This is a genomic window from Pantoea sp. SM3640 (assembly GCF_015654165.1).
Lineage (GTDB): Bacteria > Pseudomonadota > Gammaproteobacteria > Enterobacterales > Enterobacteriaceae > Pantoea > Pantoea vagans.
In genome coordinates, this window is the sequence record NZ_CP064872.1 from 3,539,118 (window position 1) to 3,561,670 (window position 22,553).

The window sequence follows — 22,553 nt, forward strand, 5'->3', positions numbered from 1 at the left end:
GGACAGCGTTGAGTTTAAGCAGGGTGACTGGTATACGGGGTTTAAATGCTGTGCATTCCGGCCTGGGCGCAGGGTGTGTGAGTAGTGTTGCTGGGAAATCGGAGCCGGTCAGAAAAGGTTCACCTGATCGTAAAGACGCATTCGTCATCCATGACGCTCGTCCCACGCCGTCCCTGGCGTGGGACGCTTTACTCTTCAGGTGAACCTTTTCTTCCCTCAGGCTGTTTTACTGCTGTTCGAACAAGTGTGGCGAATAAACATGAGTAGCGGAGTAAAGCATCCGCCGCATGGACAAAAACGCCTGGAGCGTTTTTGAACAACGTAAAGCGCTGGCCCGCTTGCGGGCGAGCCTCATGGATGAGGCGAGTAACCGGCGGCCGAGGCCCAGGGACGGGTTTATGCCGACTTTACGCAGCCTGCCTTTGTGCCCGACTGAACGGCACAAAGGCTGATCTTTCATTTCTGCTCTATTGACCAGGTAAGAACTAAGCCGCACAAACAAAAAGGGCCCAACTTTCGTTGAGCCCTTTTTTACGTTAGCGCTGTTCTCAGCTTGCCGTCTGCGTCCGCAGCTGCAGCTCATACGCTTTCGCCTGTTCGGCGTCGAACTGGTTTTCCCAGCGGGCAATCACCAGCACTGCCAGCGCGTTACCGACCACATTCAGCGCGGTACGCGCCATGTCCATGATGCGGTCAACACCGGCGATAAACGCCAGACCTTCCAGCGGAATGCCGACGCTGCCCAGCGTAGCCAGCAGCACCACGAAGGATACGCCTGGCACGCCAGCGATCCCTTTCGAGGTCACCATCAGCGTCAGAACCAGCACAATCTCATCAGTCAGCGACAGGTCAATGCCGTACAGCTGCGCAATAAAGATCGCCGCGATGCTCTGATACAGCGTTGAACCATCCAGGTTAAATGAATAACCGGTCGGCACCACGAAGCTGGTGATCGCTTTCGGCGCGCCGTAAGCTTCCATCTTCTCCATGATGCGCGGCAACACGGTTTCCGAGCTGGACGTGGAATAAGAGAGAATCAGCTCATCTTTCAGGATGCGCATCAGCGTGGTAATGCGCAGCTTACAGAAGCGCGCTACCCCGCCCAGCACCACAAAGGCGAAGAACAGAATCGCCGCATAAACCAGCAGCACCAGCTTAGCCAGCGGCCACAGCGAGGCAAAACCGAAGTTAGCAATCGTCACCGCGATCAGCGCAAACACACCGACCGGCGCATAACGCATGATCATGTGCGTCACTTTAAACATCGCTTCAGAGATACCACGGAACAGGTTCACCAGCGGATCGCGCTGTTCTGACGGCAGTGACGACAGGCCTAAGCCAAACAGCACCGAGAAGAAGATAATCGGCAGCATGTCGCCCTTCGCCATAGAGGCGAAAATATTCTGCGGGATCAGCGACAGAATGGTGGTCACCAGGCTGTGCGGACCGCCCTGTACCTCTGCCGTTGTGGCTTCATATTTAGAGATGTCCACCGTTGCCAGCGTTGACATATCAATGCCGGTGCCGGGTTGAAATACGTTGGCCAGCGTAATACCGACCACAATGGCAATGGTGGTGATCACTTCAAAGTAGAGAATCGTTTTGACGCCGATGCGTCCCAGCTTCTTTGCATCACCCACGCCAGCGATGCCGACAATCAGGGATGAAATCACAATCGGTACCACAATCATCTTGATAAGATGAATAAAGATATCGCCTGCAGGACTGAGAATGTTGGTGACTAACCATTCACGATTGTCTGGCTGATTATGCAACACAGCACCCACAACGATGCCGAGCACCAGGGCTGTCAGAATCTGCCAGGCCAGGCTGATTTTAAAACCTTTCATAACGCGTAATTTCCTCAGTCAAAACCCGTTTCTCTCTACTGCGAAGGTGCAGAAGACAATACACACAGGGAGTGAGCAAAAAGCCCGGTAAATTAGAGGGTGTTTAGAAACAGCGCCTCGTATGAAAATCTGATGATTCCCATACCCATTTTCAGACGCGGTCTGAGTTGATACCTGCAGAACAGGGGCGAGATAAGTACCATTTTCACTGTGGTAAATGCAACCCCTGGCGAATCCGATTAAAAGTTAGCCACCTGAGTAGCATAAAGTGCTGCCGGAAGTAAAAATCCCTAACCTGCTGTTATGAAAAGTAATACTTAGATGAATTTCCGCATAGCTATGCAGAGTGGGTTAAAAACGCGTCCGGCGCGTTTGCTTGCTTTTTATCCAGTCTAATCCCGGATGACACCGCTTCTTAATTCCCCCTCGCCGCCAGAGAGTTAACCGGAAATATCAGAACGGCTTCACGCTTCTCCCGAAGAGGTTTATCTCGTGATCTGTGGCGCAAAAAAGAAACAAAGCTATGGCGCAGGCTTCAATTAACCATTGATTGACATATCATTAACATCTTCAAGGAGATCCGCCATGAGCCAAATACATAAACATCCCGTTCCAGAGAACATTGCAGCAAACACCCTGATTACGGCTGAACAGTACCAGGCGATGTATCAGCAATCTGTCGACGATCCAGACAGTTTCTGGGGCGAACAGGGCAAAATCCTTGACTGGATTAAACCTTACAGCAAGGTGAAAAATTGCTCGTTTGCGCCAGGTAACATTAACATTCGCTGGTACGAAGATGGCACGCTCAACCTGGCGGCAAACTGCCTTGACCGTCATTTAGCGACGCGCGGCGATCACCCGGCGATTATCTGGGAAGGCGACGACGCCAGCGAAAGCAAAACCCTGACCTTCCGCCAGCTGCATGCTGAAGTCTGTCGCTTCGCCAATGTGCTTGAGTTACTGGAAGTGAAAAAAGGCGACGTGGTGGCGATCTACATGCCGATGGTGCCGGAAGCGGCGGTGGCGATGCTGGCCTGTGCGCGTATCGGTGCCGTTCACTCCGTGATCTTTGGCGGCTTTTCACCGGAAGCGGTCGCTGGCCGCATCGTCGACTCCAGCGCCTCGCTAGTGATTACCGCCGATGAAGGGATCCGCGCCGGTCGCAGTATTCCGCTGAAGAAAAATGTCGATGACGCGTTAAAAAATCCGAATGTCACCAGCGTGAAAAACGTGGTGGTGTTCCAGCGCACCGGCAAAGATGTAGGCTGGGTTGAAGGCCGAGATCGGTGGTGGCATGACCTGATGCGGGACGCCAGCACCAACCACTCTGCAGCCGAAGTTGGCGCGGAAGATCCGCTGTTTATCCTTTATACCTCTGGCTCTACCGGCAAACCCAAAGGCGTGCTGCATACCACCGGCGGTTATCTGGTCTATGCCGCCACCACCTTTAAGTTCGTCTTTGATTATCATCAGGATGACATTTACTGGTGTACCGCCGATGTCGGCTGGGTAACAGGACACAGCTATCTGATTTATGGCCCGCTGGCGTGCGGTGCCACCACGCTGATGTTTGAAGGGGTGCCGAACTGGCCAACGCCGAGCCGTATGGCGGAAGTGGTCGATAAACATAAAGTCACCCTGCTCTACACCGCACCCACCGCCATCCGTGCACTGATGGCCGAAGGAGACAAGGCCATTGAAGGTACCGATCGCAGCAGCCTGCGCATTATGGGATCGGTCGGTGAGCCCATTAACCCGGAAGCCTGGGAGTGGTACTACAAAAAAATCGGCAACAGCCGCTGTCCGATAGTGGATACCTGGTGGCAGACCGAAACCGGGGGCTTCATGATCACGCCATTGCCGGGTGCGACCGAACTGAAAGCAGGTTCCGCCACCCGACCCTTCTTTGGCGTGCAACCGGCGCTGGTGGATAACGAAGGTCAGCCCCAGGAAGGTGCCTGTGAAGGCAATCTGGTGATCACCGAGTCCTGGCCAGGACAGGCGCGCACCCTCTTTGGCGATCATGACCGTTTCGAGCAGACCTACTTCTCCACTTTTAAAAACGTCTACTTCAGTGGTGACGGTGCCCGTCGCGATGAAGATGGCTACTACTGGATCACCGGACGTGTCGACGACGTGCTCAACGTCTCCGGTCACCGTCTTGGCACTGCCGAGATTGAATCGGCGCTGGTGTCGCATCCTAAAATTGCCGAAGCGGCCGTGGTCGGGATTCCGCACAGCATTAAAGGTCAGGCGATTTACGCCTATATCACGCTGAATCACGGCGAAGAGCCGTCGCCCGAGCTGTACACCGAAGTGCGTCAGTGGGTCCGCAAAGAGATTGGCCCGCTCGCCACGCCGGATGTACTGCACTGGACCGACTCACTGCCGAAAACCCGCTCCGGCAAAATCATGCGCCGTATTCTGCGCAAAATTGCCACCGGCGATACCAGTAACCTGGGTGACACTTCTACCCTCGCCGATCCTGGCGTTGTCGAAAAATTGCTTGAGGAGAAACAGTCGATCAAAATGCCTTAAGCGCACGCTGTCCGGCGGGAAGATCGCTTCCCGCCACACCCGCCCTACGCAGTCTGTTTCGCTAGTCACAAAAATTATAACCAGCTGAATCCGCGCCCTGTCGTGAGGTTCTCGCCTGCAAGCCCTCTGGAGAAAATGTGATGAATGACGCCCTTTCGAATCAGGATGCAATCAATCAGCAGATTGAACGTAATCCCCGTTTTCATGAGTTAGTCCGTAAGCGCCAGGCGTTCGCGACGCTGCTGTCGCTGATCATGCTGGTGCTCTATGTCGGCTTTATCCTGCTGATTGCATTTGCCCCCGGCTGGCTCGGCACGCCGCTGCATGCCGGTACCAACGTCACGCGCGGTATCCCGATTGGTGTCGGGCTGATTGTGATGTCGTTTGTGCTGACCGGCGTCTATGTCTGGCGCGCCAACGGTGAGTTTGACCGTTTAACCAAAGCGATCCTCAGCGAGGTGAAATCATGACCCGTCTCACCTTATGGCTGCTGGCCTTAATGTTGCCGTTTTCAGCGCTGGCCGCCGATGCGATCACCGGTGCGGTGCAGCGCCAGGCGACTAACTATCAGGCGATTATCATGTTTACGATTTTCGTCGGTGCCACCCTGGGGATTACTTACTGGGCATCAAAGCGAACCCGTTCGCGTAACGACTACTACACCGCAGGCGGCAATATCACCGGCTTCCAGAATGGCCTGGCGATGGCGGGTGACTTCATGTCAGCGGCCTCGTTCCTGGGCATTTCGGCGCTGGTTTACACCTCCGGCTATGACGGGCTGATCTACTCGCTCGGCTTCCTGGTCGGCTGGCCGATGATTCTGTTTTTAATCGCCGAGCGGCTGCGCAACCTGGGCCGCTACACCTTTGCCGATGTCGCCTCCTATCGTCTGAAGCAGATGCCGATCCGTACGCTGTCAGCCTGCGGTTCGCTGGTGGTGGTGGCGCTCTACCTGATCGCCCAGATGGTGGGAGCCGGTAAACTGATCCAGCTGCTGTTTGGTCTTAACTATCATGTGGCGGTGGTTCTGGTCGGCATTCTGATGGTGATGTATGTGCTGTTTGGCGGCATGCTGGCGACCACCTGGGTGCAGATCATCAAAGCGGTGCTGCTGCTGTTTGGTGCCTCCTTTATGGCCATAATGGTGATGAAAGCGGCCAACTTCAGCTTTAACACACTGTTCACCGAGGCGATGGCGGTCCATCCCAAAGGCATCGCGATCATGCAGCCTGGCGGGCTGGTCAAAGATCCTATCTCGGCGCTGTCGCTGGGGCTGGGGTTGATGTTTGGTACGGCCGGATTGCCGCATATTCTGATGCGCTTCTTCACCGTCGCGGATGCCAAAGAGGCGCGCAAAAGCGTCTTCTGGGCCACCGGCTTTATGGGCTACTTCTACTTCCTGACCTTTATTATCGGCTTCGGAGCGATTCTGCTGGTGGGTGCGAACCCGGCCTTCAAAGATGCCAGCGGCGCGCTGATTGGTGGCACCAATATGGCGGCAGTGCATCTGGCTAACGCGGTCGGCGGCAGCACCTTCCTGGGCTTTATCTCTGCGGTGGCCTTCGCCACGATTCTGGCGGTAGTCGCAGGCTTAACCCTGGCGGGTGCATCAGCGGTGTCGCATGACCTCTACGCCAGCGTCTATCGTAAAGGCAAGGCGAGCGAGAAAGATGAGCTGCGGGTTTCCAAAATTACCGTGCTGGCGCTGGGCGTGGTGGCGATTGCGCTGGGAATACTGTTTGAGAAGCAGAATATCGCCTTTATGGTCGGGCTGGCCTTCTCGATTGCGGCCAGCTGTAACTTCCCGATCATCCTGCTCTCGATGTACTGGTCAAAACTCACTACGCGTGGCGCGATGGTGGGCGGCTGGCTCGGTCTGCTGACCGCGGTTATCCTGATGATCCTCGGCCCGACCGTGTGGGTACAGGTGCTGGGCAACGCCACGCCGATTTTCCCGTATGAGTATCCGGCGTTGTTCTCGATGGTGGTGGCCTTTGTCAGTATCTGGCTCTTCTCGATTACCGACCATTCGCAGCAGGGCGCAGAGGAGCGTTCACGCTTCCGCGCACAATTTATTCGTTCGCAGACCGGTACCGGCATTGAACAGGGCAAAGCGCACTGATCGCCATTTTCATTCCTGACGATCGGACAATAAAAAAGGGCGGCTACCTGGGTAGTCGCCCTTTTCTTTCACGCAGCAGAATCAGAAGCGCAGTGATGCACCCACGTACGGGCCATCGACCAGCACGTTATCTTTGCGTCCATCTTTGTTGTTCAGTTCGATGTACTGATAACCCACACGCAGGTTAAGCAGTGAAACCGGCGTGAAGCTCAGGCCGCCAGCGGCTTCCTGATAGCTGTCGAGCTGATCGGTGAACGACTCTGGCGCATAATAATATTCGCCATACAGGCCCCACATGCTGTTCAGGCTGTAGTGCGCTGCACCACCCACCGCCACCGCAAACCCATCTTTTCCATCTTCAGGATGGGTGAAGATCGCTTTTGCGGTCGGCGCCAGACGCAGCGGCCCGAAGTCAACGTTGTAGCCCAGACCGGCACCGTAGGTGCTGCCGTCATGGTCGCTACGCAGCCAGTTACCTTTCAGAAACAGACCGGGGGTAGTGGTGCCCAGACCCAGATTCAGGTTGGTGTTGTGTTCGCTGACATCAACACTCCCTTCAATCGCCTGAGCGGCACCGCTCAGTAAAACCAGCCCGAGGGCGCTCCCGGTAACAAGTTGCTTAAACATGATTCCACTCCGTGAAGGACAATTAATTCGGCCGCAAGGTTAACAGCCTGAAACGGGGAGACAACAAAATCCGGGAAACTTTACGTAAAAATACGTGTCGCGTTCAGAATTACAGCTGTCCCTGCGCAACGCAGTGTAGACTATATTGTCCACATCAGGTGTCCAATCACCGGAGCCAGTATCACGGTCACGACGCCCGAGAGCATCATGACCAGGCTGGCGACGACGCCCTCCTGCTGCCCAAGCTGATAAGCGCGAGCTGTGCCGGCACCGTGTGACGCAGCCCCAAACCCGGCCCCTTTCGCCACCCCCTGCTTAATCGCGATGCGCAGAAACAGCACGTCACCCACCGCCATGCCAAACACGCCGGTAATGACCACAAACAGCGCCACCAGATCGGGCTGACCGCCAATCGGTCCGGCTGCGGCCAGCGCAAACGGCGTAGTAATGGATCGCACCGCCAGACTACGCTGGATCGACTCCGGCAGCGTCAGCAGCCGCGCCAGCCAGACCGAACTGCAGACGGCGACCAGCGTGGCGGTCAGAACACCCGCGCTCAGTGACAGCCAGTGGCGTTTTATAATCTCCACGTTCTCATAGACCGGCACCGCAAACGCCAGCGTCGCCGGGCCCAGCAGCCAGAGCAGCCAGTGGTTTTCTGCAATGTAATCCTGCCAGCTGATGTGGGTCAGCAGCAGCAGTGCCACCAGCACCAGCGGCGTCATCACCAGCGGCATTAACAGCAGCGTCCGCCAGCGGCGGTAAAGCCGTTTATTCAGCGCATACACCAGCAGCGTAACCGCCACACACAGCAGGCTGAGCAGAAAATCACGCATGAGGATCCTGCTTACGCGCGGCGCGCGCGACTTCATAGTGATAAAGCCGATCCACCACCCAGGCGGTGGAGGCCAGCACCAGCAGCGTGCTGACGCCGATCACCACGCAGATGCGCCAGCCATCGACCCGCAGCAGATCGCCATAATTTACCACCGCCACCACCGCCGGAATAAAGAACAGCAGCATCTCGGCCAGTAGCCAGCGCGATCCGGCTTTTACCCAGTTCAGCGGCACAACCCGCGTCACGATTAACGCCAGCAGCAATAGCATCCCGACAATGTTGGCGGGCAGCGGCAGATGTAGCCAGCTCACCAGCCGGTCACAGGCGACAAACAGGCCGATATAGAAACCCAGCTGCAGCGGCAGGCTGATCCACTGCATGGCACGGTTGCTGCGTAAAGTGAGTGCTGACGCCATCACCTTGTCTCCCCGATTAAATTGATGTCACCAGTATAAAACGCCAGCACAAGGTGAAAAAAATGAATTAAAATTATCGCAATCATGCCTTAAAGGAATAGTTATGGATGTCCGCGCCCTGCGTTACTTTACTGAAGTGGTCCGCCAGCAGAGCTTTACCCGTGCGGCGCAAAAGCTGTTTGTCACCCAGCCGACCATCAGCAAAATGCTGCGTCAGCTGGAGGAGGAGTTGGGCTGCACGCTGATCCTGCGAGATGGCCGTCGTCTGTACCTTACCGACAGCGGCCAGGCAGTTTATCAGCGCGGCCTGGCGATCCTGCAGGAGTTTCATCAGCTGGAGGCGGAGATTGGTGACATCAACCAGCTCAAAACCGGCGAGCTGCGGCTCGGTATTCCGCCGATGGTGGGTATGCAGATAGCGGGATCGATTTCCGCCTTTCGCCGTCGCTATCCCGGTGTGAAGCTGAAAATTTCAGAGTTCGGCGGCCTGACTGTACAGCAGGCGGTGCTGGCGGGCAGTCTGGATATTGCCCTGACTGCGTTGCCGGTTGACCCTGAGCTGCCGCTGAACACGCTGCCCCTGATGCATCATCCGCTCTGCGTGCTGTTGCCGCGCCGCCCGGAGTGGCTCAGCCGCCAGCAGGTAGGACTGGCAGAGCTGGCAGAGCATCCCTTACTTATTTTCAATGAGGAGTTCTCGCTGAATCGCCAGCTGATGCAGGCGTTTCAGCGGCTTAACCTGACGCCAACGGTGGCGGTGCGCAGCGGTCAGTGGGATTTTCTGGCGGCAATGGTGCAGGCGGAGATGGGGCTGGCGATTCTGCCGGAGCCGATCTGTCAGCGGCTGGATAAGCAGTCATTATTGTGGCTGCCGCTGGAGTCGGAACTGAAGTGGAGTCTGGGATTGATCTGGCGGGAAGGGAGTTATCTGTCGCGCAGTGCGCAGGCGTGGATCAACTGTTGTCGCGAGCACTGGCCGGATGAACCACCGCGCCTGTCGGTGTGAAAAGCTGGCACGCCTGCATGAATGTGCAGGCGTGCAGGTCAGGGCTTACTCTTCTTTTTCGATCAGCAGTGCTTCCAGCAGATCCAGGTCGTGCAGTAACGTCTGCATCGTCTCATTGGAGATCTGCTGGGTGGCGCGCAGATGATAGACCTCTGCGCGTTCGGCACGCAGCCCGGTCAGGCGGAAGCGACGCTCAAGGTTCTCAGCGTAAAGCGCATGCTCAAGATCATTCTTCCCTTCAGCGCGACGGCGTAAGTTGCCAATCACGCGCAGACTGACCTCTTTCAGCAGTTCCGGATCGATGTTCTCTTCCGACTCATTCTCCAGCCGATCTTCCATCTTATGCAGGCTTTCAATGGCGGCACCCGCCATCACCGCACGGGCATTCTGCAGCTCACGGCGATGGGCACCTTTATCGATGCTATCAATGCCGCGCAGCAGAATCGGCAGGATCACGACCCCTACCAGCAATGAGACCAGAATCACGCCGGTGGCGATAAACACCAGCTCATAGCGCGCCGGGAAGGGATCACCCGTGGTGAGATACAGTGGAATCGACAGCACACCCGCCAGGGTAATCGCCCCGCGCACCCCGGCAAACGTGGCGATCAGCAGCTCACGCAGCGAGTAGTTCGCGAACTCCAGCGGCTTCTTCTTCAACAGGCGTTTGCTCAGACGCTGCATGATCCACAGCCAGCCAAAACGCACCAGCATCAGCGCGGCATAGACCAGCCCGATATCGGCGAACAACATCCACAGCTCGACGTTGGTGTCGGCCTGCGCCTGGTCGATAGAGGTCTGCAGAATGTCCGGCAGCTGCAGGCCCAGCATCAGGAAGACCATGCCGTTGAAGATGAATTCCAGCATCTGCCAGACGCTGTTAGCACGCAGGCGCATAGCCAGCGGTGCCTGACGAATAATACCGGAACGGGTAATAGTCATACCGGCAGCCACGGCCGCCAGGATGCCTGAGACACCCAGATGTTCGGCAATCAGGTAAGAAGCGAACGGCAGCAGCAGCAGCAGCACGGTCTGGGTCGCCGGGTCATCCCCGCTCCAGCGGCTGAACAGGCGCAGTGATTTCCCGTACAGCCAGCAGATGGCCACACCGGCAATCAGGCCGCCAATGGCGACTTTCATGAACTCAACGCTGGCACCGCCCCAGGTAAATACCATGGTGCCCATGGCCACGGCCACGGCAAACTTCAGTGATACCAGGCCCGATGCATCGTTCATCAGGGCTTCACCCTGCACGATCGACATAATCTTCTTGGGAATGCGGCCTTCACCGACAATGCCGGAGAGCGCCACGGCATCGGTCGGCGACAGCACCGCCGCCAGCGCAAACGCGGGGATCAGCGGGATACCTGGCACCATCCAGTAGATCAGATAGCCGATACCGATCACGGTAATCAGCACCAGCGCCAGTGCTAAGCCGATGATCTCTCGACCATGATGCAGGAACTCACTGATCGGCGTTTTCCAGCCATCAGCGAACAGCAGCGGCGGGATGAACAGCACCAGAAACAGCTCCGGATCAAAGTCGACATGCAGACCAAACGTGGGCCAGGCCAGCATCGCACCTACGGCGATCTGCACCAGCGGCAACGGGATCTGAAAAGGGAGAATGCGGGCCGCGACGCCAGAGAGCGACACGACCAGCGTCATGATGAGAATAGTAAAAAAGATTTCCATGCTTTCCTTAGGCGTCGTTTCTTTCAATCATTGGTTAAGCGCTAAAGTGTAAAACAAACGGCGGTGAAGGTTGTCAGCTACGCGTGCGCCGGGCGGGAAAAAAGTGAAAAATTCCGGGCGCGCAGTCGCACGCCCGGTTATACAGTCAGATCGCCCAGCCACCGGCGTAAAACGCCACCAGCGCGACGGCAATGATCACGGTGCCGACGTTGAGCTTACGCCATTCACCGGCGAACAGACGCCCCACTACGAGGCTGGCGAAACCGATCATGATGCCGGTCACTATGTTGCAGGTAAGCACGATGATCACCGCCGTGAGCAGGCCCGACATCGCATCGACAAAATCACCGAAGTCGACTTTCGCCACGTTACTGAGCATCAACAGACCGACATACATGAGTGCAGGCGCAGTCGCGTAAGCGGGAACCAGATAAGCCAGCGGCGACATAAACAGGATGGCGAGGAACAGCAGGCCCACCACAATCGCGGTCAGGCCGGTCTTACCGCCCGCCGCCGTTCCTGCCGCCGATTCGATGTAAACCGCAGCCGGTGACGCGCCTACCAGACCTGCGAACAGGCTGCTGACGGAGTCGCTGGTCAGCGCACGACCGCCATTGATAATCTGGCCCTGTTTATCCAGCAGGTTAGCCTGCCCTGCGACCGCGCGGATGGTGCCGGTGGCGTCAAAAACAGCCGTCATTACCAGTGCCAGCACGCTGGGCAGCACCACAGGCTGCATCGCGCCCATGATGTCGAGGCTGAACAGCAGCGACTGACCGCTGGCGTCACGCAGGCTCGGCAGGGCAAACAGTCCCTGCCAGGTCACCGACGGGTCAAAGATCAGGCCGAGCAGCGAAATAGCGATAATGGTCAGCAGGATGCCGCCCGGTACCCGGCGCTTCTCCAGTCCGATAATCGCGGCCAGTCCCAGTAGCGTCATCATCACCGGGAAAGTGGTGAAGTGACCCAGCGCTACCGGCAGGCCCGGAGCCGGGTTTTTTACCACCAGACCCACGCCATCAGCGGCGATGAGCAGCAAAAACAGGCCAATCCCGACGCCGGTGCCGTGCGCCACGCCCATCGGCAGGTTACGCAAAATCCAGGCACGAATGCCGGTCACGGAGATCAGCGTAAACAGCAGGCCCATCAGGAACACTGCGCCCAGCGCCACCGGCACGCTGATATGCTGACCCAGCACCAGACTGAAAGCGGTAAAGGCGGTTAAGGAGATGGCACAGCCAATCGCCATCGGCAGGTTGGCCCACAGTCCCATAAGGATGGAACCAAAGCTGGCGACCAGACAGGTGGCGACAAACACGGCGGAGGGGGAGAAACCGGCTTTGCCCAGCATTCCCGGTACCACGATGACGGAGTAAACCATCGCCAGGAAGGTGGTGAGTCCGGCCAGAATTTCCTGACGCACGCTGCTGCCGCGCGCCGAGATCGAGAACCAGGCGTCCAGTTTTCCACTGGCCGGGCGTGATTCAGTTGACATAGTTGAGCCTCAAAAATTTTTGTTGTGTGGATCGCTCTGCGACCATCGCTGTCCCTGGAATAAGCGGGTAAACGGCGTCACTGTCGGGATTAACCCGCCAGGCAAACGTTTACCTTGCCGCAGATAATTAGCCGTCAAAAGCGGCCAGATAAAAAGGCATGCGATTATCCGGCGTTTAGCGCCACGTTTTCAACTCTAAGAGGGAGATTCTTTGGCATAAAGATTGGGCGTAACAGGCTGGCCGACACCCGGCGGAAGCCAGTCTGAAACGCTGAGGCCATAAACTTAATGTCATATAAAGAGAGGATTCACACCGGCGCAGCGGTGATCGTACAGCACGCGCCGGTGGAGAGAGACGATTAACCTGGCAGCGAAAGCTCGCCGCCCTGCGCAATCGCGCGTTGCCAGGCGGCGCGCTGCTGCACCGTCTGCAACCATTTCCCGGTGGCGGGCATCTGATCGAGTCCGGCACGGCGCGCCAGTGCCAGCAGCGGAAAGCTCATCTGGATATCCGCAATGGTGAAACGCTCACCGGCAAACCAGGGATGCGTCGCCAGATGCTGTTCGATCATCTGCCTGTGCGGCTTAAGCTGTTTATCCAGGAACGCCTTCTGCACCCCTTTGCCAAATGCCGCGCCGACCGGACGCAGCAGCCACGGCACCGGCGCTTTGCCCATCTGCCCGAAGATCAGCTTCATTACCAGCAGCGGCATCAGTGAGCCTTCAGCATAGTGCAGCCAGTAGCGGCACTGTAACCGTGACGCCTCATCACTCACTTTCAGCCGGAATTCGCGATCATATTTCTCTTCAAGGTATTCGAGAATAGCACCCGATTCAGCTACCACCTGGTTTCCGTCAGTAATGACCGGCGATTTTCCCAGTGGATGCACTTTTTTTAGTGCCTCCGGGGCCAGCATGGTGGGTTCGCGTTGATAGTGTTTAATCTGGTACGGCACTTCCAGCTCTTCCAGCAGCCACAGCACCCGATGCGAGCGCGATTTTTCAAGATGGTGAACGGTGATCATCATGATTCCCTGTGTGTTGACCTTCACCAAGTATAGACATCACTCCACAGGTGGATGTTTATCATCCTGTTCCGGGTCAAGCAGCACTGCACCCGAGCCCTGCTGACCCAGCCGGTCGCCAGGATTGCGCAGCGGACAGTCGCGCATCGACAGGCAGCCGCAGCCGATACAGCCATCCAGGTCATTGCGCAGGCGAGTCAGGGTTTCAATGCGCTTATCCAGCTCTTCGCGCCAGTGCCGGGTCAGCGCATCCCATTCCGTCGTCGACATGCGCTTATCGGGCGGAATGTGGTCAAGACTGTCGCTGACCGTCGCCAGCGGGATGCCAATGCGCTGCGCAATCTTGATGATCGCCACGCGTCGCAGCACGTCGCGGCTGTAACGGCGCTGATTACCGCTGTTACGGGTGCTGAAAATGAGGCCTTTGGTTTCATAAAAGTGCAGCGCCGAGACCGCCACACCGCTGCGGCGCGCCACTTCACCGGGTGTTAAAACCGGTTTTGGATAGTTGCGTTCTTTTTTCATCAGACCCTTTACCTCAAGTTAACTTGAGGAATTATACTCCTTCTCCATTGAAACCCCTAAACTCCCATTACCCCTTATTAAGCACCAGAAGGATGAGGCCATGATGCAAGAAGAGATCATTCATTCCCTGACGGACTGGATTGACCAGAACCTCGATAAGAGCCTGTCGATTGATGAGGTTGCGGCAAAATCAGGCTATTCGAAATGGCACCTGCAGCGTATGTTCCGTTCCGTGACGAAACAGACGCTGGGTGGCTATATTCGTGAGCGCCGCCTGACGCTGGCCGCAGAAGCGCTATCGCAGACACAGCGTCCGGTGTTTGATATCGCGATGCAATATGGCTATGACTCGCAGCAGACCTTCTCCAGGGTGTTTCGTCGTCAGTTTTCACAGACCCCGACCGCTTACCGCCACACCATGCGCCGCCAGACGATTCAGCGCCCTCGCCTGCTGAGTTTTGGCTGTAACGACGGCATTACCAGCTTTACCCAGCGCACCACCGGCGAGTGCTGCCCGGTCCGTTAATTCTTTGCTGCGCCCGCTCCGGGCGCATCTGCCTGATTTCCCCCGCCGTTCTTCTTCTGCTGCTCACTTTTTCCGCACGTCACTACCATACAAGAGTCAAATTTTGTTCAAAATTTAAAATCGGGTGATATAATGTGACCCAAGTCACACTTTGAACCTGGGTTGACGGCAAAAAAGTCCTACCTGACACACTTTTTTGTCGCCGGTGATGTCCGCAGATTGTCAGGAATACTTACTGATATTGAGGTCCGGCCGATGGCTACGTTAACCGCCAGTTTTCTTGTTATGCGTTGGGAACTGCTGAGCGCAATCATGATGTTTTTTGCCAGCACCCTGAAAACCAAACTTCGTCAGGACAGCCGTCACGTGATGGCCTTTATGTGTGGCGGGATTGGTTTAGGCATGACCTGCTGGTTTGTTACCGGTCTGATGGGCATTACCCTGAGCATGGAAAACGTGCACAACTTCGTGGAAATCTCAAAGCACGCCTTTATTGATGCGATGAGCCAGGCGCCTGCTGACTGGCCGATGCCCTGATTTTTACGCATAAAAAACCCCGCTTAGCGGGGTTTTTTATATTGCTGTGTGAACTTAAATTTTCTTCAACATGGCAGGGATATTAACATCCTGCACTGTAACGCCCGGGCTCTGCGTTCCGCGGCGGTCCTGAATCCACATATCTCCCATCATCTGGTTTAAACCACGATCCAATCCGGTAACCAGCCCTGCACCTGGGGTGAAGGTCAGTTCGCCAAAGTAGATGTGCTCGTCATGGATATACCAGTCCACACGCACGTAGTCGAAATCACTGGCCAGCTTTTTGCTCAGTTCGAGCGCATGTTCCAGTGACGGCATAATCGGTGAAACATCCAGACCGGTATCGCGAATCTTGTGGTAGGCCTCATTGAGGTTATTCACGTAGAAATTCATCGACAGCAGCGGCTGACAGCGGTTGTAGATCACCTGCAGCACATATTCGAACCGGCCATCACGCTTGTTGAACATATGAAACTTGTAATCGATCGGCGCGCTTTTGCCATCACCAATGTACTTCTCAACCAGGATGCGTGGCTTGATGTAGCGATAGTGAATCTCACGCGCTTCGTTGGCGAAGTCGGTCTTCAGCCAGCGATAGCAGTCATGAATGATCTGCTGCTTGCGCAACGCGTCCGGCTCTTCCAGCAGAATTTCTACCATGTTGGAAGCGTGGTTCGGCTTGATCACCGTTCCCTTCCAGCAAGGCAGGCTGTTCAGCGTGGTCGGGTCAGTGGTTTCGTGTACCAGCGGGATCAGGTATTCATTACCGATTTTTTCAGCAATGAATTCGCGCACCGAGTACTTATCTGACAGACGACCGTAGTTCTGGTAATCGCCGAAGATAAACTTACGGTACAACACCTTCTCGTTGAACACTTTTGGCTGACGCAGATTGGGCAGCTTTCTGAACTTATGGAAGTAGTAGATGCGGTCCTGATAAGCCCAGGGCATCTTCTTGATAAAGTACTGCACACTTTTTCTGAGTTCTTCTTTCAACTTGAGCATATCTGACCTCATTTGTATGTTTTGTAGTTGAGTGAGGAAACCTGAATCTTTTGAATGACGCCGTTTTTAAAGAAGTAATTCATTACGGTCAGGGACAAAAGTTCTGAAAGGAAAACGCTCCACGCGGCCCCCATGATGCCGTGACCCTGGATCAACCACCAGGAGAGCGGCAGACTGATGACCATCAGGCAGATGATTTTCCTCAGCAAGTAGTTAAATCCTCCCTCTTTGACCATGTAGCGATACGCTACAGTCCCCATTGCCGAAAAGCTGGTCGCTATCGACAGCAACGTAATGAGACTTCCTGACTGTGTGTATTCCGGTCCGTACAACGCGATGATGATCTGCTCGCCGTAAAGCGAAATGACCAGCAGCATCAGCAATGAAACTGCCATAACGTAGCCATTGAGCCGGGCAGCCAGCTTAATAGCCACCTCGCCGCGCTCCCTAAAGATTTCAGTGAAGCAGGAGGTGATCAGCGCAACCGGGATAAAAATCCAGGAGGCGGAAATGGTATTTGCCGCCGCAAACAGACCGAGGTCGCGCGCAGGCGCCGTGCCTGCCAGAAACATCTGCGCCGCTTTAACCTGCACCGAGATAAAGATGCTGGAGATCGCCAGCGGCAGACCGGCATACATCAGATAGCGCAGATAGGCGGTGCGCTTTTCGCGCGGCGGCATCTGATCCTGATGGTCCTGATAGAAGTTGTGACGCTTGATCAGGTAAGGCACCAGCGTCACGGCAACAATCGACAGCGTCAGCCAGAGCGGATTAAGACGCAGCCAGGCGACGGTAAAGCTGATGCCGAAACTCAGCAGCATGCCCACAGCGTTAGCGATGGTGTTAAGACGCGAAGCAAGACGTGCGTTGTTATAAACGCTGAAGGTGTCCTGGGTGACAAAAACCGAGGCAACAAATGAGGCCAGTGCAAACGCCAGGAAGTTTTCCTGCATGTTGTACCAGACCCAAATTAAGACTGGCACCGACGTGACCAGCAATAGCACCATGCGCAGCGTACGGGCGATGGTCATCAGGCGCAGGCCTTTCGACGCATTTTTGCTGACGCGCTTAAACAGAATGGTTTCGGTGCCAAAGATTGCGACGGTTTGCACCATGGCAAATAGTGAAGTAGAAAACGCCATCTGGCCAAACACCGTTGGACCAAAGGATTTAGCCACGTAAGACGTCACAAAAATGACGCCAAAAACGGAGATGATCTTCTCAGACATCATCCAGGCGGCATTAGACATTACGCTCAATTTCATCGACTCTTCCTTAGTATTACTCAACTACAACCGCTTCGGTACAACATCCCTGTAACGAATTAATAAGCGCTCAGTGGGCCTGGCGAAAATGTATGACTTCAGACCAAACTGGTCCGAAAATTGAGATGTAAATCATGATCCGGAGAGTGAATTCAGGATAATTCTTATTATAAATGGCGCGAATCACTTCTGATGGAAACGATTTCAGGCTGAAAATAAAACAACCTTAAACAGCCATACCGGCATATTAATCAAGTCGGCGAAGCTAAATATCCACTGTACGTAGAATTTTTTCGTATTTTGGATGCGATGAATTTATAACAAAAACCCGCCTCCAGGAAGGCACGCCCCCCGGATAAGAATAAAATAAGATTTATCCCATGATGATATTTCTTCTAAATATCTTAATTTAGGCTTCGCAATTCAATTCGCGCACTTTAATACTGCCTTAATAAAATCTTACAGTGCCAGAAATTATTAAAGTCATTCTCATCCATTAATCGATAAGAAAGGTAAGAGCATTTATGAGAAAGTCACGATACAGCGAAGATCAAATCACAAATGCCATTAAAGCTTCTGAATCGGGCGTGAAAGTCAGAGAGATTTGTGAAGAGTTAGGCATCTCTGAAGCCACGTTCTATAGCTGGAAAAAGAAGTTTTCTGGGTTGTCTTCGGAAGAAGGCAGAAAAATCAAGGAGCTGGAAGAAAAACTGCAGAATGTCACACGTGAACTGCAGACGCTCAACTCGGACAAAGAGATGCTGCAGAGCGTTCTGAAGCACTTCTTTACTACTAATGAAAAACGACAGGCTGTGGATTTCCTGCAGACCACCTTCGACATTGGCACCCGCCGCAGCTGCCGCTTATTAGATATCAGCCGCAGCGTATACCACTATCCGTCAGGCACGGAGAATCGCTAAACCTAATGCTACCGCGCTTTTTAGACTTAACGCTGAGATTTGTTCTTACCAGAAGAGATGAAGATCATTTAACAGGACAATTGCGGCACCCTTTTCCGCTCCATTTATAACTAATGAATGGCTTCACGGCTAAGCTTCTTTTTTTGCGGTAAAATTGATTCACAACAGCAAAAGTCTCGCATTCCACGCCTTATCTTCCCCTCCCAATCTCGTTTACGCGGGATTGGGCCTTCCCTTTTTTAGTTTAGTCCTGCTAATCGTCGGAACTAAATCGTCTCAATATCATTAAGCCACTTTAAACATCGCACAAACATTAATCACCGTAAATTTGAGTTAATGATGGACCTGCCTGAAATTTTGCGGTTGCGCTTTAATTCCCGATGATGGGTTTATTGCATTAACTTTCTCCAGGATTAATCCGGGTTAAATAGTTTATTACTCCTTATCACTAACGTTATGGGTCTATCTTTTGACTCTCTTCATTGCGCATCATTGATGCCAGAGATTAATCTTTAATTATTAACGCAGCGGCGGAATTCTCTTACTCATTTATCACTGAGTGAAGTTAATGGTGGTTTTTAGTCCCCTTTTCTCAGGTCCATAACGCAATAAACAGCACTGGATAAAAGCGTAACGTCCATAATGCTGCGCTATTTTTCCTGATTAATGACCGATATCTGACCGGTGAACGGTTGCCAGCGCTGGAACAGGCCACTTTCAGCCGCCAGAAAGGGCCGTTTTTTTACTGACAAAGGGAGGATGAAGGGGGTTATCGGGGGATACCGGACAACAGTGCGGAACCATGAAATCGATTTCGCGGTATAAATCTGCCGGAGAGCGAGCAAATCAGGATAGGGTTTAATCTTAAAAAGCCGCGCGGCGTCTTGTCCGCGCGGTAAAGGCATTCAGGTGAGCTTTACGGTTTACTCTTTAATCGCGACGACCTGGGGTTGGGGTTTGATGCGCATTGCCCAGATCACACCCGCCATCAGACAAACAATGCCCATCAGAGTGAGCTGCGGCGGCCAGCGTTGATACCAGAGAAAAGTCCATAACAGGCCAAAGAGTATCTCGAAAACGATCAGCGGTCCCATCAGTACGGTAGGCAGACGCTGGCTGGCAGCATTCCAGCATAAGGTACCCAGCCAGGAACAGAGCAGGCCAATCGTCAGCATCAATGCGATGAATACCATGGGTCGCGGCCCGAACGGCAGCGAAAAATCGGGCTGCTGCCAGGCGAGCTGAACGCTGACCAGCGCGTACAGGATCAGTGCCATCGGCAGCGTCACCAGCCCCTGCGCGGTAGCCCAGGTTGAGGGGCGCAGTTCGGGATGCGTACGCAGCCAGCGGGCATTACGCAGCGGATACCAGGTCCAGCAGACTACCGCCAATAGTGCCAGCACGATACCGGTCAGATAACGACTGAGATCCAGCGTAGCACCCTGACTCTGCAGCTCCGCCGCGTTCACGCAAAGCAAGCCAGCCGCCATCATGACCAGTGCCGGGAACAACCGCCGCCACGGCAATCGTCCTTCAAGATGGCCATAACAGAGATTAGCCGTGACGGCGATCACCACCGGCAGCGTGCCGATAATCATGGTGGAGACCGGCCCGCCGGTTCGCTGAATGGCGTTCGCCAGAAACGCATAGTAAAAGAGGTTTCCCACCAGCGAGAGCTTTACGGCCTCAAGCCAGTCAGCGCGTGACAGCTGACGCAGACGACGACGGCTGTGCCAGGCCAGCGGTAGCGCAATCAGCCCAAACGCCACATAACGTCCCGCCGATTGCAGCGCGCCAGGATAGTCCGGCACCAGCAGCGGCCCGACAAAGATTAGCCCCCACATCAGTCCGGCAGTGACGGCAAACATAATTCCCGCAAACATGATTTCTTCCTTATACAGACTTTTGGCAGAGTGTGGCGGGTTCGGGCGGGAAATGCTTGTAGCAGATTGCGGTGGTATCAGGGCTGGCGGACCTGCTTTTGATAGCGGCCCGGCGTAATGCCATAACGGTGAGCAAAGGCGCGGGTGAGATGAGCCTGATCGGTCAATCCCACCGCCGCCGCGACGCTGGCGGCCGCTTCACCCTGTGCCAGCCTTTGCTTGGCGTCATAGAGCCGGAAAGCCATCAGCATCTGATGCGGCGTAACGTGATAGTGCTGGCGAAAGGCACGTAAGAAGTGCCACGGCGACAGTGAAGCCAGCGCCGCCAGCTCCTCCAGCCGCACCGGTTCTGCGAGGTTTGCGCGCAGAAAATCTCTGACCTGATCAAAACGATGCCGGGCATCGGGTCTGCTCTGTGAAGACATACGCGCCAGCGGACGGATTTGCAGCAGCAGCTCAGCAATCAGGCTCTGGCGCGCCAGTTCAGACTCTGCCTGCCAGAGTGCGGCAAGCAGGCGGGAGAGCGGCTGCGCCACGCGCGGATCGGTCAGCAGCGCCTCGTTAAACCACCAGCCGCGGTCGCCGGTCAGTTCATCCATCAGCTGCGGCTGAATGTAGATCATCTGATAGCGCCAGCCCTCTTCGCACGCTGACTCACCCGTGTGCAGCTCATCCGGGTTCATCATGACCAGTGAGTTTTCCGGCGCAGTATATTCGGTGCCGCGATAGCGAAAGCGCTGCGCGCCCGCTTCAATGGTGCCGATCCCAAAGGCTTCGTGGGTATGGGGTTCAAAGGCGTAGCGGGAGATGTGGGCCTGATAGAGTTCCACACCGGGCAGCTCTGCGAGTTGCCGGAACCGGGCGCGATCTTTCTCACAGGGGAAACTTGCCGGAACACCGTCCACTTCTCTCTCCTTATTTAACCAGTCTGCTAAGCATGCCTGTGACCGGGTCTGAAATGCAAAAGATTGCTATCTGCAATGCCACAGGTAACACTGTTTTTTTCAGACGGATGGGGTCAAGCATGGCACAGCGTGTGGCAGTGGTTATCGATATGCAGAATGGGGTCTTCAGCTCGCCACGCTTCGACCAGGCGGGTCGGGTGGCGCAGATTAACCGGCTGACTGAACGCGCCGACATCACCATTTTTATCCAGCACCGCGAAGGCGCGATGTGCGAGGGGAATGAGGCTTTTAATCTGCTGCCGGAACTGGTTCAGCCTGCTGGCGCGCATTACGTCACAAAAACCGCCTGCGACAGCTTCTGGCAGACAGAGCTGGCCGCACTGTTAAAGAAGCTGGCGGTGGAAGAGTTTGTGGCGTGCGGTTGTGCCACTGACTACTGTCTCGATACCACCATAAAAGTGGGTGCCAGTGCGGGCTATGCCATTACCGTGGCTGCTGATGCGCATACCACCGCCGATCGTCGCTGGGTCAGCGCTGAAGCGTTGATAAACCAGCACAATGAGGTCTGGTCCTCATTGTCGATTCCCGGCCACGTGCCGCGCGTGCTGAGTACCGATGAGATTGTGGCGGAATGGTCGTAACCGCCCGCAAAAGCCGCGCATAAAAAAGCCCGCATAAGCGGGCTTTTTTGCACTGTCTGTCCAGCGGAATCAGAATGGAATGTCGTCGTCGAAATCCATTGGAGGTTCGTTGTTGTTGCTGGCCGGTGCGCTCTGTGGCTGCTGCTGCGGACGGGACTGCGCGCCGCCACTGAACTGGTTGTTGTTGCCCTGCGGCTGCTGCGGCTGACCCCAGCCATTGTTGTTGCCACCGCCCTGCGCGCCACCACCTGCTGGTGCACCCGCGTTGCCGCCCTGCTGACGGCCACCCAGCATCTGCATGGTGCCGCCAACGTTGACCACGACTTCGGTGGTGTAACGTTCCTGGCCGCCCTGATCCTGCCATTTACGGGTACGCAGCTGACCTTCGATGTAAACCTGCGATCCTTTTTTCAGGTATTCGCCTGCGACTTCAGCCAGTTTGCCAAACAGCACCACACGGTGCCATTCAGTGATCTCTTTGTTTTCACCGGTCTGCTTGTCGCGCCAGCTTTCCGACGTAGCCAGCGTAATGTTGGCAACCGCGCCACCATTTGGCATGTAACGTACTTCCGGATCCTGACCCAGATTCCCGACAAGAATCACTTTGTTAACGCCACGACTGGCCATGTTGCTGTCTCCCGATGAGTTAATGCATACAGTCTAATCTATCAATTCTAACACGTCCTGCGGACTGTTTCCCACTTTCGAGCGGGGTTCCAGTTTTAATCCCT

21 protein-coding genes are annotated in these 22,553 nt (G+C 55.2%); 8 read left to right on the forward strand and 13 right to left on the reverse strand.

Features of this window, described 5'->3' with window-relative positions:
- Nucleotides 1–548: 548 nt before the first annotated feature.
- Entirely contained in the window at nucleotides 549–1,850 is a 1,302-nt protein-coding gene (gene gltP, locus IV493_RS16445; RefSeq protein ID WP_013359809.1) for a glutamate/aspartate:proton symporter GltP, read from the reverse strand.
- 585 nt (nucleotides 1,851–2,435) lie between these two features.
- On the opposite strand from gltP, the gene acs reads away from it, so the two are divergent.
- The 3 genes from acs to IV493_RS16460 all read left to right on the forward strand — a co-directional run bounded on the left by acs (nucleotide 2,436) and on the right by IV493_RS16460 (nucleotide 6,513).
- Complete coding sequence (acs, locus tag IV493_RS16450) at nucleotides 2,436–4,391, forward strand: acetate--CoA ligase (protein ID WP_095706360.1); 1,956 nt, start codon at nucleotides 2,436–2,438, stop codon at nucleotides 4,389–4,391.
- Nucleotides 4,392–4,531: 140 nt separating this feature from the next.
- Nucleotides 4,532–4,861, forward strand: a complete 330-nt coding sequence (locus tag IV493_RS16455; RefSeq protein ID WP_013359807.1) for a DUF485 domain-containing protein — start codon at nucleotides 4,532–4,534, stop codon at nucleotides 4,859–4,861.
- On the forward strand, nucleotides 4,858–6,513 hold the full coding sequence (locus tag IV493_RS16460) for a cation acetate symporter (RefSeq protein WP_013359806.1): 1,656 nt from the start codon (nucleotides 4,858–4,860) through the stop codon (nucleotides 6,511–6,513). The genes IV493_RS16455 and IV493_RS16460 overlap by 4 nt, the downstream gene beginning before the upstream one ends.
- Before the next feature lie 81 nt (nucleotides 6,514–6,594).
- Here IV493_RS16460 and IV493_RS16465 read toward each other — a convergent pair whose 3' ends face one another.
- From IV493_RS16465 to IV493_RS16475, 3 genes are all read right to left on the reverse strand, one after another.
- Nucleotides 6,595–7,140 carry a YfaZ family outer membrane protein gene (locus IV493_RS16465; protein ID WP_013359805.1) on the reverse strand — a complete coding sequence of 182 codons (546 nt, stop codon included), beginning with the start codon at nucleotides 7,138–7,140 and terminating at the stop codon, nucleotides 6,595–6,597.
- Between the two features lie 140 nt (nucleotides 7,141–7,280).
- Complete coding sequence (locus IV493_RS16470) at nucleotides 7,281–7,976, reverse strand: LrgB family protein (protein ID WP_013359804.1); 696 nt, start codon at nucleotides 7,974–7,976, stop codon at nucleotides 7,281–7,283.
- Nucleotides 7,969–8,394, reverse strand: a complete 426-nt coding sequence (locus tag IV493_RS16475) for a CidA/LrgA family protein (protein WP_013359803.1) — start codon at nucleotides 8,392–8,394, stop codon at nucleotides 7,969–7,971. The genes IV493_RS16470 and IV493_RS16475 overlap by 8 nt, the downstream gene beginning before the upstream one ends.
- A 103-nt stretch (nucleotides 8,395–8,497) precedes the next feature.
- Between IV493_RS16475 and IV493_RS16480 the strand changes: the two genes are divergently transcribed.
- Nucleotides 8,498–9,400 (forward strand): LysR family transcriptional regulator, encoded by a 903-nt coding sequence (locus IV493_RS16480; RefSeq protein ID WP_195857462.1) that lies wholly within the window; start codon nucleotides 8,498–8,500, stop codon nucleotides 9,398–9,400.
- Nucleotides 9,401–9,445: 45 nt separating this feature from the next.
- On the opposite strand, the gene IV493_RS16485 is transcribed toward IV493_RS16480, so the two are convergent.
- From IV493_RS16485 to soxR, 4 genes are all read right to left on the reverse strand, one after another.
- Nucleotides 9,446–11,095: a Na+/H+ antiporter gene (locus tag IV493_RS16485; RefSeq protein WP_013359801.1), complete on the reverse strand. Its 1,650-nt coding sequence runs from the start codon at nucleotides 11,093–11,095 to the stop codon at nucleotides 9,446–9,448.
- Nucleotides 11,096–11,240: 145 nt separating this feature from the next.
- Nucleotides 11,241–12,590, reverse strand: a complete 1,350-nt coding sequence (locus tag IV493_RS16490) for an NCS2 family permease (RefSeq protein WP_095706361.1) — start codon at nucleotides 12,588–12,590, stop codon at nucleotides 11,241–11,243.
- A 359-nt stretch (nucleotides 12,591–12,949) separates the two neighbouring features.
- Nucleotides 12,950–13,615, reverse strand: coding sequence for a glutathione S-transferase family protein (locus IV493_RS16495; RefSeq protein WP_095706362.1), 666 nt, complete (start codon nucleotides 13,613–13,615; stop codon nucleotides 12,950–12,952).
- A 39-nt stretch (nucleotides 13,616–13,654) separates the two neighbouring features.
- Complete coding sequence (gene soxR / locus IV493_RS16500) at nucleotides 13,655–14,140, reverse strand: redox-sensitive transcriptional activator SoxR (protein ID WP_013359798.1); 486 nt, start codon at nucleotides 14,138–14,140, stop codon at nucleotides 13,655–13,657.
- Nucleotides 14,141–14,240: 100 nt separating this feature from the next.
- Between soxR and soxS the strand changes: the two genes are divergently transcribed.
- On the forward strand, nucleotides 14,241–14,666 hold the full coding sequence (gene soxS / locus IV493_RS16505; protein WP_195857463.1) for a superoxide response transcriptional regulator SoxS: 426 nt from the start codon (nucleotides 14,241–14,243) through the stop codon (nucleotides 14,664–14,666).
- 255 nt (nucleotides 14,667–14,921) lie between these two features.
- Nucleotides 14,922–15,203 (forward strand): YjcB family protein, encoded by a 282-nt coding sequence (locus IV493_RS16510; RefSeq protein ID WP_013359796.1) that lies wholly within the window; start codon nucleotides 14,922–14,924, stop codon nucleotides 15,201–15,203.
- Between the two features lie 54 nt (nucleotides 15,204–15,257).
- Here the strand turns inward: IV493_RS16510 and IV493_RS16515 are convergent, their stop codons facing one another.
- Nucleotides 15,258–16,208 (reverse strand): ATP-grasp fold amidoligase family protein, encoded by a 951-nt coding sequence (locus IV493_RS16515; RefSeq protein ID WP_013359795.1) that lies wholly within the window; start codon nucleotides 16,206–16,208, stop codon nucleotides 15,258–15,260.
- A gap of 8 nt (nucleotides 16,209–16,216) precedes the next feature.
- Entirely contained in the window at nucleotides 16,217–17,473 is a 1,257-nt protein-coding gene (locus IV493_RS16520) for an oligosaccharide flippase family protein (protein ID WP_013359794.1), read from the reverse strand.
- A gap of 524 nt (nucleotides 17,474–17,997) precedes the next feature.
- Between IV493_RS16520 and IV493_RS16525 the strand changes: the two genes are divergently transcribed.
- Nucleotides 17,998–18,393, forward strand: coding sequence for a transposase (locus IV493_RS16525; protein WP_013359793.1), 396 nt, complete (start codon nucleotides 17,998–18,000; stop codon nucleotides 18,391–18,393).
- A gap of 923 nt (nucleotides 18,394–19,316) precedes the next feature.
- On the opposite strand, the gene IV493_RS16530 is transcribed toward IV493_RS16525, so the two are convergent.
- Together IV493_RS16530 and IV493_RS16535 are read right to left on the reverse strand one after the other, a co-directional pair.
- Nucleotides 19,317–20,276 (reverse strand): DMT family transporter, encoded by a 960-nt coding sequence (locus tag IV493_RS16530; RefSeq protein WP_013359792.1) that lies wholly within the window; start codon nucleotides 20,274–20,276, stop codon nucleotides 19,317–19,319.
- Between the two features lie 77 nt (nucleotides 20,277–20,353).
- Nucleotides 20,354–21,181 (reverse strand): AraC family transcriptional regulator, encoded by an 828-nt coding sequence (locus IV493_RS16535; protein ID WP_033734909.1) that lies wholly within the window; start codon nucleotides 21,179–21,181, stop codon nucleotides 20,354–20,356.
- Nucleotides 21,182–21,300: 119 nt separating this feature from the next.
- Between IV493_RS16535 and IV493_RS16540 the strand changes: the two genes are divergently transcribed.
- Nucleotides 21,301–21,822: an isochorismatase family protein gene (locus IV493_RS16540; protein ID WP_013359790.1), complete on the forward strand. Its 522-nt coding sequence runs from the start codon at nucleotides 21,301–21,303 to the stop codon at nucleotides 21,820–21,822.
- 69 nt (nucleotides 21,823–21,891) lie between these two features.
- Here IV493_RS16540 and ssb1 read toward each other — a convergent pair whose 3' ends face one another.
- The gene (gene ssb1 / locus IV493_RS16545) at nucleotides 21,892–22,449 is read right to left on the reverse strand and encodes a single-stranded DNA-binding protein SSB1 (RefSeq protein ID WP_033734905.1); all 558 of its coding nucleotides are present in this window, start codon (nucleotides 22,447–22,449) and stop codon (nucleotides 21,892–21,894) included.
- Nucleotides 22,450–22,553: the final 104 nt, after the last annotated feature.